This is a genomic window from Streptomyces sp. NRRL F-5126, from assembly GCF_000721265.1.
In the GTDB taxonomy this organism is placed as follows: Bacteria; Actinomycetota; Actinomycetes; order Streptomycetales; family Streptomycetaceae; genus Streptomyces.
This window is the reverse complement of record NZ_JOFZ01000013.1, coordinates 102676-115569: the sequence shown is the minus strand read 5'-3', so window position 1 is coordinate 115569 and position 12894 is coordinate 102676. Positions and strand designations below refer to the sequence as shown.

9 protein-coding genes and 1 pseudogene are annotated in these 12894 nt (G+C 72.5%); 1 reads left to right on the top strand and 9 read right to left on the bottom strand.

Translation table 11 applies throughout. From position 1 onward, the window contains the following. Positions 1–22: 22 nt before the first annotated feature. From IH48_RS0128635 to gabT, 3 genes are all read right to left on the bottom strand, one after another. Positions 23–1645, bottom strand: coding sequence for a PucR family transcriptional regulator (locus IH48_RS0128635; RefSeq protein ID WP_051840789.1), 1623 nt, complete (start codon positions 1643–1645; stop codon positions 23–25). Between the two features lie 84 nt (positions 1646–1729). Continuing rightward, complete coding sequence (locus IH48_RS37530; RefSeq protein ID WP_324604335.1) at positions 1730–2266, bottom strand: phosphatase PAP2 family protein; 537 nt, start codon at positions 2264–2266, stop codon at positions 1730–1732. Positions 2267–2672: 406 nt separating this feature from the next. After that, positions 2673–4007 carry a 4-aminobutyrate--2-oxoglutarate transaminase gene (gabT, locus tag IH48_RS0128625; protein ID WP_030910889.1) on the bottom strand — a complete coding sequence of 445 codons (1335 nt, stop codon included), beginning with the start codon at positions 4005–4007 and terminating at the stop codon, positions 2673–2675. A 310-nt stretch (positions 4008–4317) separates the two neighbouring features. Between gabT and IH48_RS0128620 the strand changes: the two genes are divergently transcribed. Then, complete coding sequence (locus tag IH48_RS0128620) at positions 4318–6486, top strand: hypothetical protein (protein ID WP_030910886.1); 2169 nt, start codon at positions 4318–4320, stop codon at positions 6484–6486. Positions 6487–6540: 54 nt separating this feature from the next. Here IH48_RS0128620 and IH48_RS0128615 read toward each other — a convergent pair. The 6 genes and pseudogenes from IH48_RS0128615 to IH48_RS0128590 all read right to left on the bottom strand — a co-directional run. Continuing rightward, a pseudogene (locus IH48_RS0128615) lies at positions 6541–7563 on the bottom strand (chitinase); the annotation flags it as partial. A 252-nt stretch (positions 7564–7815) separates the two neighbouring features. Further along, on the bottom strand, positions 7816–8340 hold the full coding sequence (locus IH48_RS0128610) for a hypothetical protein (protein WP_051840787.1): 525 nt from the start codon (positions 8338–8340) through the stop codon (positions 7816–7818). A 150-nt stretch (positions 8341–8490) separates the two neighbouring features. After that, complete coding sequence (locus IH48_RS0128605) at positions 8491–9936, bottom strand: NAD(P)/FAD-dependent oxidoreductase (protein ID WP_051840785.1); 1446 nt, start codon at positions 9934–9936, stop codon at positions 8491–8493. Between the two features lie 59 nt (positions 9937–9995). After that, the gene (locus IH48_RS0128600) at positions 9996–10802 is read right to left on the bottom strand and encodes an ABC transporter permease (RefSeq protein ID WP_030910875.1); all 807 of its coding nucleotides are present in this window, start codon (positions 10800–10802) and stop codon (positions 9996–9998) included. After that, on the bottom strand, positions 10802–11737 hold the full coding sequence (locus IH48_RS0128595; protein WP_030910872.1) for an ABC transporter permease: 936 nt from the start codon (positions 11735–11737) through the stop codon (positions 10802–10804). The genes IH48_RS0128600 and IH48_RS0128595 overlap by 1 nt, the downstream gene beginning before the upstream one ends. Further along, entirely contained in the window at positions 11734–12891 is a 1158-nt protein-coding gene (locus tag IH48_RS0128590) for an ABC transporter ATP-binding protein (RefSeq protein WP_030910869.1), read from the bottom strand. Before IH48_RS0128590 ends, IH48_RS0128595 begins: the two co-directional genes overlap by 4 nt. Positions 12892–12894 lie beyond the last annotated feature (3 nt).

The following is a 12894-nucleotide window of genomic DNA, read 5'->3' as shown; positions in this document are numbered from 1 at the left end:
GCGACTCGCTGTGCCGTCCCGCTCAGGCGGTTCCGCACTCCGGGCTCAGCGTCGGGGCCCGCCGGCCCACCGTGGCCTTGAGCGCGAGCCACAGCTCCATCCGGACGTCCGGGTCGTCCAGCGACCGGCCGAGGATCTCCTCGACCCGGCGCATCCGGTAGCGCAGCGTGTGCCGGTGCACGCCCAGGTCGGCGGCGGCCGCGTCCCACTGGCCGTGGTGCGACAGCCAGGCGCGCAGTGACTCGACGAGATCCCCGCGGCCCTTCGCGTCGTGCTCGTGCAGCGCGCGCAGCATGCCGTCCGCGAAGGCGAGCACCGCCTCGTCGGCAAGGAGCGGCAGCAGCGAGCCGTGCGCCAGCTCCTCGTGCTCGACCAGCGCGCGGCCGCGCCGCCGCGCGACCGACAGCGCCTGCTCGGCCTGCCGGTAGGCGGTGCCCGTCGCGATCGGGCCGGCGGGCGCCGAAAGGCCGGTGACCAGGCCGGCCTCATCGGCCTGGCGGTCCGCGTATCCGGCACACACCGCCACCGCGGCCCCGCCGTCGACGGCGATCACGACGAGGCGGCCGTCCCCGTCGGGCAGGACGAGGACCGGCTCGCCGGCCTGCGCGGCGGCCGCCTCCAGGGTCTCCGCGAGCAGTTCGAGCGGCGCGTCCGCGGCCGGGTCGCCGGCGGGCGACCCGGCCGGCTGCTCCGCCTCGGCGACGAGCAGCCGGAACGGGGCGTCGAGCAACGCCCCGTACAGGTCGCCCGCGACGGTACGCGCGTGGTCGGGCTGCCCGGCGAGCAGCATCCGCAGGACGGCGGCGCCGAGACGCTGCTCGGCGGCGCGCAGGGAGCGCGAGCGCTCGGTGGTGAGGGTCAGCAGGGCGATCGCCGAGTGGACGGCGTACCGCGCGGCGGTGCCGGGCGCGCCTGCCGTGCCCACGGCGAGCACTCCGCCCGATCTGCGCCCCGTGCCGAGCGTCTGCAGCTCGACACGGTCGCCGGTGCTCTCCGCGTCCGCGGCCGGGTCGCCGACCACGGAGCTGGTGTGCGGCCGCCGCTGCGCGAGGCGGGCGGCCGCGTCCCCGAGCCGGGCCGCGCGCCGGGCGGCCCACGGGGGCTGCGCGGCGACGACTCCGCCGGAGGGCTCGTACAGCGCGGCCCAGCCGTCGACATGGGCGGCGAGCCGCGCGAGCAGGGCGGCGGGCCCCTCGGCGAGGGACGCGCGCGTCAGGTCGCGCTGCGCCTCGAACCCGTCCGTGACGGCCCGGTACTGGTCGGCGGCGACAGCCTCGGACACGGCCTTGCCGATGGCAATGAACGGCGTGCGCCGCGGCACCTCGATCAACGGCAGCCCCTCGGCGCGCGCCGCGTCCACGAGCGCCTCGGGTACCTCGTCGTAGTTCACGCCGACGCCGAACCCGACCCCGGCGATCCCGGCGGCGGCGAGCCGCCGCACGTACCGGCCCATGGCGCCGGGGTCGGCCGCGGCGAGATTGGTGGCGGTGACCAGCAGCAGCTCGCCGCCCTCCATGTACGGCACAGGATCGACGAGCTCGCTGGCGTGCACCCACCGCACCGGCATGTCCAGCCGGTCCTCCCCGGCGCGCACGGTGAGCTTGAGCGCCGGATGCTGAACGAGCGAGGCGAGCGTGGGCGGCATGCTCGAATGCTACGTCGCGTACGAAGGGGGCGATGCTTTTGGGCCGAGATGTACGAACGCCTGCGGCAGGCATGAGCCTCGCGGTCAGTCCGCGGTGCCCGACCGCTCGCCCACTCGCGGATCCAGCCGGCGCAGGACGGCCGCCAGCGCCAGCAGGAGCACTCCGCACAGGGCGCCGCTGGCGACGACGTCCAGCGGCCAGTGGTAGCCGCGCAGCACGAGCCCGACGGCGGTCGCCGTGGTGAGCACGGCCGCGGCAGGAGACGTGACGCGCAGCGTCACGTACGGCCCCAGGACGAGGGCCGCGGCGCCGTACGCGACCATCGCCGTGGCCGTGTGACCTGACGGGTAATAACCGGTGGCGTCCGTCAGCGGGCCCGGCCGGTCCGTCCAGATCTTCAGCGGGACGACGAGGAGAGGCACCACGATCATGGTCGCCGCGCCCGCCCACACGCTTGCGCGAGCGCCGCGCCGGAGCGCGTAGGCGAGGGCGAGCGCGAGTACCGGCAGCGCGACGGGCATGGATCCGAGGTCGGAGAGTGCTTCGTCGAGCGCTCTCGGCCCGTGTCCGACCAGCAGGCGGTCGAGGCTCCTGTCGGCGTCCAGCAGCGGCCCCGCCACGATGACCTGCCAGGTGGCCAGCGCGAAGCCGATGACGAAGAGGGCCGCGGCGCCGAGTCGCAGCCGGCGGCTGGAGAGGACGGCCGTGGGAAGCGGCCGGTGAACGCACGAAAGCGGCCGTCCCGGAACAGGGGGGGTGGTTCCAGGACGGCCGTCGGGGCCGGCTCGCCGCTCGCTCCGGGGGGTTTGGAGCGGGCGGCCACCCGACCGGTGAGGAGATCCGGGGCCCGCGGCCCCGGTGGCGTGCGCGGAGGCACGCCCGGAACGGAGCCGGTGACGCTCCGAGCCGGAGTCGCCCGCGGTCTCCCGCGAGCGGGGTGTTTCTCTCATCTGCGAAAACAGTACGCCGCTCGCGTCACGGGCGACAGCCGCAACCCCATCCCGCCATCGGCCTCCCACACCTTCTTCACAGCGCCGCGAGCGCCTGCTCGATGATGTCGAGCCCCTCGCCGAGCAGGTCCTCGCCGATGACGAGCGGGGGCAGGAAGCGCAGGACGTTGCCGTAGGTGCCGCACGTCAGCACCAGCAGACCCTCCCGGTGGCACGCCTTCGCGAGGGCGCTCGCCGCCTCCGGCGCCGGCTCCTTGGTGGCCTGGTCCTTCACGAGTTCGATCGCGATCATGGCGCCCCGGCCTCGTACATCTCCGATCACGTCGTACTTCTCACGCATCGCCGAGAGCCGGCCCTTCATGATCTCCCCGATGCGCCTGGCCTTCGCGGGCAGGTCGAGTTCCCTCATCGTCTCGATCGCGCCCAGGGCGGCGGCGCAGGCGACCGGGTTGCCGCCGTACGTGCCACCGAGGCCGCTCGGGTGTGCCGAGTCCATGATCTCCGCGCGACCCGTGACCGCGGCCAGCGGCAGACCGCCCGCGATGCCCTTCGCGGTGGTGATCAGGTCGGGCACGATGCCCTCGTCCTCGCACGCGAACCACTGACCGGTGCGGCAGAAGCCTGACTGGATCTCGTCCGCGACGAACACGATGCCGTTCTCGCGGGCGAAGCGTGCGAGCGCGGGCAGGAAACCCTTCGCGGGCTCGATGAAACCGCCCTCGCCGAGTACGGGCTCGATGATGATCGCCGCCACGTTCTGCGCGCCGACCTGCTTGGAGATCTGGTCGATGGCCTGCGCGGACGCCTCGGGCCCGCAGTTCTCCGCGCCGGTCGGCCAGCGGTACGGGTACGCCATGGGCACCCGGTAGACCTCGGGCGCGAACGGGCCGAAGCCGTTCTTGTACGGCATGTTCTTCGCGGTCAGGGCCATCGTGAGGTTCGTACGGCCGTGGTAGGCGTGGTCGAAGACGACCACGGCCTGCCGGCCCGTGTGGGAGCGGGCGATCTTGACGGCGTTCTCGACCGCCTCGGCCCCGGAGTTGAACAGCGCCGACTTCTTGGCGTGATCGCCGGGAGTGAGCGCCGCCAGTTCCTCGCAGACCGCCACGTACTCCTCGTACGGCGTGACCATGAAGCAGGTGTGGGTGAAGTCGGCGAGCTGCGCGGAGGCACGGCGCACGACCGCCTCGGCGCTCGATCCGACGGTCGTGACGGCGATGCCGGATCCGAAGTCGATCAGCCGGTTGCCGTCCACGTCCTCGAGCACCCCGCCGCCCGCGCGTTCGGCGAATACCGGCATGGTCGACCCCACGCCGGCCGCGACCGAGGCGGTCCGCCGGGCCTGCAGCTCCAGCGACTTCGGTCCGGGGATGGCGGTGACGACGCGGCGCTCCTGGGGAATTTCTGTCATGTGGGGCTCCTGTGGGTCTGTCCCGACGCCGCGTGGCGCTGGTCCGGGGGTCGTGAGCTGAGCAGAACCGGTGTCTTTCCCGGCAGGCTAGGCGCGGCCCGTCCGCGTGGGCATGCTCCGTTCGGTAGTGCTGGGCGCGTGTCGTTGTCCGCAGTGGCCATGGCGTGGGGCACGGACCGCGGCGCCTTCCGGCGCGTCCGCGGCGGGGGGATGGACACCCCGGATGCGCGGAACGCTGAACTACCCGTGCGCGGGCACTAGATTGACGCTTGCACAGAACGGTCCTGGCTGGTCAGAGGGCAGGGTGAGTATGGATTCCGACGGCACGCACGACCCACGCGGCACTCGTGCCACACCGCTACCGCGGCCCGCGGCCCCGCCACCCATGCCTGCGGCCCCGCCGCGCGGACCGGCCGAGTCCTCGCCCGGCGCGGCGTACGGGCCTTCCCACCAGACACCCGGTGTGCCGCCGGCCCCGGGCCACGCGCCGGCCACCGGGCCCGCCTTGCGCGACTGGCTGCACACCCCGCGACGGGCGGACGGGCCGGGTACGTGGGCGTACGGGCACCGGCCGCGGCCGGCTGTGGCGCCCGATGTGACGCCGATGCGGCAGCTGGCGGTGGGAGCGATCATCTCTCTGCTGGTAGGGGTCCTGGCGTGGTCGCTGCTCGCCAACGGTTACCTCGGCACGTTCTGGCTGTGGCCCATGTATGCGGTGACCCCGGACGCCTGGTGGGTGGGGACCGAGCAGGGGGCCGCGGCCCAGGACGTCTATTACCTGCTCGTGATCGCGATCCTCGTCGTCGTCTTCGGGCGGCTCGGCCGCTGGCCCGAGCTGCTGCGCCGGATCTTCGGCCGCCGGACCCCGCCCCCCAGTGAGAACGTCTCCGCCGACGCTCCCCCGGCCCCGGAGAACGACCTCGCCGAGTGGCCCGAGCTGCGCGCCGCGGGCCAGGGTGATCTTGCGGGACGGCTCGCCGGCGAGGTACGCGCGGGCAGGATGAACGACGTCGACTACACCAGGATCGGACGCGCGTGGCGCTCCGTGCGTGTCGACCCCTCGCGGCTCGCCGCGTTCGCGGAGACCGTACGCAGGGACGGTGCGGCCGCCTGTCTCCACCCGTCGGGCAGCAGGGACCTGCCCGTGCGGGCCGCCCGGCACGATCTGCTCGTCCACCAGGTGCGGATCGGCACCGTCCAGGACGGTGAGCGCAACCCCTACGCCAGGCGTGGCACCGGCCTCGCTCTCGATCCGCAGCTGCTCGGAACCTCCCTGCTGGCCGTCGGCCCGCCCGGCGCCGGCAAGACGCGGGCCCTGATCAGGCCGGTGGTGGAGTCCCTTGCCCTCCAGGCCCTCGCCGGGCAGGCCGCCGTCGTCGCGGTATGCGCGGCCGGGACGCAGCTGGGCCCCGACGAGGCGTATGACGTCGTCGTCAGGCTCGGCGATCCGGGGTCCGTCCACGACCTCGACCTGTACGGCGGGACAACCGACCCGGACGAGGCAGCGGCCCTGCTCGCCGAGGGGCTGGTCGGCGATCTCCCGGACACCGACAGCAGGCGTGCCGCGACCGCGCTAGCACAGCTGCTCGGGCCGTTCTCCACGGCGTACCGGCGTCTGCCGACGGTGCCGGAGTTGCGGGAACTCCTCGACGGCACACCCGAGGCGCTCGACGGGCTGCGCACCTGCCTCGACTCCGGGGACCACCGCGCGATGCGCCGCGAACTCGACGCCCGCGAGCGCCACTCGGCCGCGCCCGGCGACCCCGGCAGGGCGCTCGCAGACCGGGTCGCGCTGCTCGACCGGCCCGCGTTCTCGGGCTTCTTCGACACCACGGGCAGGACCAGGCCGTTCTCGCTGCGCACCCTGGAGCATCCGCTGCGTGTGCGCATCGAGCTGCCGGAGCGCGGCCACGGCGAGGCGTCCAGGATGCTGGCCCGGCTCATCCTCGCGCAGTTCACCGCGAACGCGGCGGTGCGCGTGGACCGGTCGCTGTTCGCGTGCCTCGTACTGGACGACGCCACGCGCACCCTCACCGCGGAGACGTTGCGCGGCGTCCAGCGGCTGCGGTCGGTGAACGCGGGCGCCGTGCTCACGCTGCGGACCCTGGACGACGTGCCGGAGGCCCTCCAGCCGGCGCTGCTGGGAGCCGTCGGATGCCGGATGGCGTTCGCCGGGATCACGACCTGGGACGGCAAGCGGTTCGCCGAGGCATGGGGCACCGAGTGGGTGGAGACCAAAGTGGTCACGCAGCGCACGGTCTTCGCCGACCAGCCGTTGACCCGCGCGATCCACTCGTTCCGGAAGCTGGTGACCGGCAAGGCCGTCACCACGGACGCGGTGACTGTGCGCCAGGTGGAGCGCGAGCGCTGGTCGGCCTCGGACCTCGCACACACCGTTCCCGTGGGGCACGCGGTGCTCTCCCTGCGGACGGTCGCGGGTGACCACGTCCCGCCGCTGCTGGTGGACCTGCGGGGATGAGGCGTGCGTCCGGCCGGCATACCCCGCAGGGCCGCCGGCCGGACGCGCCCCCCGTCAGCCGAAGTACGCGTCGAACGTCTTCGCGAACTGGCCCCCCGCGAAGGCGTCCCAGTTGATCGACCAGGCCATCAGGCCCCGCAGCGCGGGCCATGTGCCGTGGGGCGTGTACGTGCCGCAGTCGGTGTTCTTGGTCAGGCAGTCGAGCGTCTGGGTCACGGCGGCGGGGGCGATGTAGCCGCCTCCCGCGTTGACCGATGCGGGGAGGCCTATGGCCACCTGGTCGGGGCGCAGGGGCGGGAACTCGCGGGTGGTGTCGCCGGCCACGGAGAAGCCGGTGAGGAGCATGTCCGTCATCGCGATGGGGAAGTCGGCGCCGCCCATGGTGTGGTACTGGCCGTCGAGGCCCATGATCGGGCCCGAGTTGTAGTCCTGGACGGTGAGCAGGGTGAGGTCGTCGCGCAGGGCGTAGATGACCGGGAGGTAGGCGCCGGCGCGCGGGTCTTCGCCGCCGGAGGCGCCCGGGCCGTAGAACTGGTGGCCGAGTTGGACGAAGAACGTCTCCGGGGCCATGGTCAGTGTGAAGCCCGCGCCGTACTTGGCCTTGAGCGTCTTGAGCGCGGCGATCAGGTTGACGATGGACGGCGTGGTCGGGGCGCGGAAGTCGGTGTCGCCCTTGTCGAGGGAGAGGGAGTCGTTCTCGAAGTCGATGTCGACGCCGTCGAGTCCGTAGGTGTCGATGATGTGCGAGACGGACGCGACGAAGGTGTCGCGCGCGGCTGCCGTGGTCAGCTGGACCTTGCCGTTCGCGCCGCCGATGGAGACGAGCACCTTCTTGCCCTCGGCCTGTTTGGCCTTGACGGCCGCCTTGAACGCGTCGGCGGACTCGACGTTGGGGCACTCGCTCGCCGGGCAGAGGCTGAAGTCGATCTGCCCGGAGGTGGGTGACGTGGGTTCGGCGAAGGCGAGGTCGATGACGTCCCAGGAGTCGGGCACGTCGGCCAGCGGTATGTAGCCGGATCCGTTGGCGAAGCTCGCGTGCATGTAGCCGACCAGGGCGTGGCCGGGCAGCGCGGTGGAGGTGGTCGCACGGGGGGCCGGGGGCTGGGTCGCCGCTCTGGCGTTCCCTGACGCCGCGGCCAGGCCGCCCGCCGTCAGGATGGCCGCGGCGAAGGCGGCCACGAGGCCGGTGAGGGGAGAGCGCCGCTCGGTGGGGTCCACAGGTGCCTCCGTGGGGGGAGATGGTGGGGGGAGATGAGGGAGCGTCGGACACGCGCACGCGTGGGGCGTGGCATGGCCTCGCCATGAAGATGGTCCAGACCAATTCCACTGTCAAGACTTTCCGCGCCCCGGGTCCGCCCCGCGCTCGCCGTTCACCCTGCCTCCCCCCTCCCCCAAGGCGGCCGCCGCCTCGTGCAGCGCCAGTTCCAGGATCGCGGGGTCCGTCAGCGCGCCGGAGCCGTCCGGCGGTACGAGCCACCGCAGGCCGTAGGCGCGCCCGCCGGGGTGCGGCACGACGATCCAGGTGCCGCGCCCCGCGCCGCGCACGCCCGTGCCCAGCCAGCGCGCGGCGGTCCCCGGGGGCACGAAGAACCCCATGCGCTCCTCGCCGCTGTCGGCGAGCACCGGGCCGGGGCGTTCCACCAGCCGGATCAGGACGTCGAGCGCGGGCCCGCCGAGTGAGGCGGGCAGGGTCAGCACGTCCCACCGCTGCCCGGCGGGCAGCAGGACCGTGCCGCTCGGGTCGCGCTCCCACTGCCGCCGGCATGCTGCGGGATCGGGGGCGACGGCGACGAGCCACCCCACCGCGTCCCGCGTGCTCCCGCCTCCGGTGCCTCCAGGTGTCGTGCCGGCCATCTGCCACGTCTCCCCTCGCGTCGACGGGCACCGCACGGACGTCGCACGGTGCCGGACTTTGCGTCCACAAGGGGAGAGCGGGCCGGGAGGCGGCTATGACGCGGGTTGCGGCGCCTCACGAGCCGGAGAGTACGTGATCTGCGTCACATGTCAGCTGTCGAAGCCGAGACCGAGCCTGTCCATCGTCCGCAGCCAGAGGTTGCGCCTGCCGCCGTCCGCGTCCGCCCGGGCGAGCGACCACTTCGTCAGGCCGATCCCGGCCCAGGCCATCGGCTCGGGCGGGAACGGCAGCGGCTTGCGCCGCACCAGCTCAAGCCGCGTGCGGTGCGTGGCCCGGCCGGACAGCAGGTCGAGCATCACGTCAGCGCCGAAGCGCGTCGCTCCGACGCCGAGTCCGGTGAACCCCGCCGCATACGCGACGCGCCCCTCGTGCGCCGTGCCGAAGAACGGGGCGAACCGCGTGCAGGTGTCGATGGCGCCGCCCCACGCGTGGCTGAAGCGCACGCCCTCCAGCTGCGGGAAGCAGCGGAAGAAGTGGGTCGCGAGCCTCAGGAACGTCTCGGGACGCTGGTCGCGCCCCGCGTCGAGCCTGCCGCCGAAGGGGTAGACGGCGTCGTAGCCGCCCCACAGGATGCGATTGTCCGCGGTGAGGCGGAAGTAGTGGAACTGGTTGGCGCTGTCGCCGAGGCCCTGCCGGTTGCGCCAGCCGATCGACGCGAGTTCCGCGGGGGTGAGCGGCCGCGTCGTCAGGGCGTAGTCGTAGACCGGCACGGTGTAGGGGCGCACGCGCCGCAGCAGCGACGGGAACACGTTGGTGCCCAGCGCGACCTGCCCCGCCAGGACGCGGCCGTACGGGGTGCGGACCGCCATGCCGGATCCTGAGCGGGCCAGCGCCGTGCCGGGAGTGTTCTCGTAGACGCGTACGCCGAGGCCACGGCACGCGCGCTTGAGTCCCCAGGCGAGCGCGGCGGGATTGACGAGGGCCACGCCGCGCCGGTCGAGCAGCCCGCCGAGGAACGTCGGCGAGTCGACCTCGGCGCGCAGGGCGTCGCGGTCGAGCAGGTCGAGGCCCGTGATGCCGGCCCGGTCCGCCTGGGCCTTGAGCCGGCGGAGTTCGGCGAGTTGGTGGGGCTCGGTGGCGATGTCGATCTCGCCGGTGCGTTCGAAGCCGCAGTCGATGCCGTACCGGGCGACGGCGTCCTCGATGGCGTCGAGGTTTCTCGCGCCGAGCTCCTCCAGGGTGAGCAGTTCACCGGGCCAGCGCGCGAGCCCGTTGGGCAGGCCATGGGTGAGCGAGGCCGCGCAGAACCCGCCGTTGCGCCCGGAGGCCGCCCACGCGACCTCGTGCCCCTCGATCAGGACGACATCGCGCGCGGGGTCGCGCTCCTTGGCGAGCAGCGCCGCCCACAGGCCGCTGTAGCCGCCGCCGACGACGAGCAGGTCGCAGCGGTCCTCGCCGGTCAGGGCGGGCAGCGCGGCGGGCCTCGCCGGGTCGTCGAGCCAGTACGGTACGGGCTTGACGTCCCCGAGCGACGCGGCGGCGGCGCGGGTGGCCGCGCGTGCGGCCGTGGCGGTTCCCATGGCTCCTGGGGCCATGTCTCCCAACTCCTTGTCCTCGGGCCGCGTCCTGCGACCCCTCGGTGACCCGTCTGGGCTCAGGACGCCGTGGCCGACTTGCCGCGCCTGCTGCTGACGGCCTGCCCCACGACGACGATCAGCACGGCGATGAGGAACATCGCCGTGCCGACCACGTTGATCTGGACCGGTGTGCCGCGCTGCGCCGATCCCCAGACGAACATGGGGAAGGTCACCGTGGAGCCGGCGTTGAAGTTGGTGATGATGAAGTCGTCGAACGAGAGCGCGAACGACAGCAGCGCCCCGGCGACGATGCCGGGCGCCGCGATCGGCAGCGTGACGCGGACGAAGGTCTGCACGGGCCCCGCGTACAGGTCGCGCGCGGCCTCTTCGAGGCGCGGGTCCATGGACAGCACGCGCGCCTTGACGGCGACCACCACGAAGCTCAGGCAGAACATGATGTGGGCGATGAGGATGGTCCAGAAGCCCAGCTGGGCGCCGAGGTTGAGGAAGAGCGTCAGCAGCGAGGCTGCCATCACGACCTCGGGCATGGCCATCGGCAGGAAGATCAGCGAGTTGACCGGCCCGCGCCCGTGGAAGCGGTACCTGACCAGCGCGAATGCGATCATGGTGCCGAGGATCGTGGCGGCGACCGTCGCGTAGACGGCGATCTGCAGGGACAGCCCGAGAGAGCCGCACAGCCCCGCGGCGCCGCAGGGCGACTTCCACGCGTCGAGCGAGAAGTGGTTCCAGGAGTAGTTGAACCGTCCGGTCGGCTTGTTGAACGAGAACACCATCACGACGATGTTCGGAAGGATCATGTACGCGAGCGTGACGAGACCCGCGATCACCACCAGGTGGCGCCGGATCCAGCGCGGTGCGGCCATCAGAGCAGTTCCTCCGTCCCTGCACGGCGGATGTAGAAGGTGACCACGAACAGCACGACGGCCATGAGGATGAACGACAGCGCGGCCGCGGTCGGATAGTCGAGCACGGTGAGGAACTGCGACTGGATGACACTGCCGATCATCTTCGTGTCGGCGGACCCGAGCAACTGGGCGTTGACGTAGTCGCCGCTCGACGGGATGAAGGTGAGCAGCGTCCCGGAGACGACGCCGGGCAGCGACATCGGGAAGGTCACCTTGCGGAAGGTGGTCCACGGCGTCGCGTAGAGGTCGCCCGCGGCCTCGTGGAGCCGGTGGTCGATGCGTTCGAGCGAGGTGTAGAGCGGCAGGATCATGAACGGCAGGAAGTTGTACGTGAGTCCCGTGACGACCGCGAGGGGCGTGGCGAGCACGCGGTGGCCGCTGGTCCAGCCGAGGGCGGCCGTGACGTCGAGTACATGCGCTGAGCCGAGGAAGCCGACCACGGGCCCGCCGTCGGCGAGGATCGTCTTCCAGGCCAGCGTGCGGATGAGGAAGCTGGTGAAGAACGGCGCGATGACGAGCACGAGCAGCAGGTTGCGGTGGCGGCCCGCCCTGAACGCGATGAGGTAGGCGAGCGGGTAGCCGACGACGAGGCAGAGCAGCGTGGCGACGGCGGCGTACAGCAGCGAGCGCAGGAACTGCGGGTAGTACTGCTGAAGCGCGTCCCAGTACGTCTGGAAGTGCCAGGTGACCTGGAAGCCGTTCTCCAGCGACCCCGTCTGCACGGACGTGGACGCCTGGTAGACGAGCGGCACGAGGAAGAAGACGATCAGCCACAGGACGCCGGGCAGCAGCAGCCAGTACGGCACGAGCCGCCTGCGGCGGAATGCGCGGCGGCGCGGCGGTTCGCCGCCCGCGGCCGGCGGCGCGGCCGGGGGCGCGGTGGTGGCCGTCATGACGCGGCCTCCTCGCCCGCGGCGATGTCCTGGTCGGCGCCGAGCCCGAACGTGTGCTGCGGGTTCCAGTGCAGGACGACGTCGGCGCCGGGCGCGAGGCGGCCGTCGCGCTCGATGTTCTGCGCGTACACCTCAAGGCAGGGGCAGACCGGGCTGTCGACGACGTACTGCGTGGAGACGCCGATGAAGCTGGTGCCGGCGATGCGTCCCGGGATCCTGTTGCGGCCCTCGGGGATCGTGCCGGCGTCGTCGGCGTGGGATATGGCCATCTTCTCGGGGCGTACGCCGACGAGCACCTTGCTGCCGCTGCCCGCGGGCGCGGAGCAGCGCGCGGCGGGGAGCGTGAGCTTGCAGCCGCCGCTGCCCGAGACGGTGATCGCGTCGCCGTCCCGGCCGACGACCTCCGTCTCTATGAGGTTGGACGTGCCGAGGAAGTTGGCCACGAACGTGGTGCCCGGGTTCTCGTACAGGTCGCCGGGGGTGCCGAGTTGCTCGACGCGGCCCGCGCTCATCACGGCGATGGAGTCGGCCATGGTCATGGCCTCCTCCTGGTCGTGGGTGACGTGGATGAAGGTGACGCCGACCTCCGTCTGGATGCGCTTGAGTTCAAGCTGCATCTGGCGGCGCAGCTTGAGGTCGAGCGCGCCGAGCGGCTCGTCGAGCAGCAGCACCTGCGGCCGGTTGATCAGGGCGCGGGCGACGGCGACGCGCTGCTGCTGGCCGCCGGAGAGCTGCTGCGGCTTGCGGCGGGCGTAGTCGCCGAGTTGGACGAGGTCGAGCATCTCGCCGACCTGCTTCTTGACGGACTTGATGCCGCGGCGCCGCAGTCCGAAGGCGACGTTCTCGTAGATGTCCAGGTGCGGGAAGAGCGCATAGCTCTGGAAAACGGTGTTGACGGGGCGCTTGTACGACGGCAGGCCGGTCACGTCCCTGTCGCCGAGCAGCACGGTGCCGGTGGTGGGTTCCTCCAGGCCGGCGATCATGCGCAGGGTGGTGGTCTTGCCGCAGCCGGAGGCGCCGAGCAGCGCGAAGAAGGAACCCTGCTCCACGGTGAGGTCGAGCGGCTTGACTGCCTCGAACGAGCCGTACTTCTTGCTGATGCCGGTGAGGCGGACGTCGCCGCCGCCCTGACCGGTGGACGCGGTCTCTGTCATCGG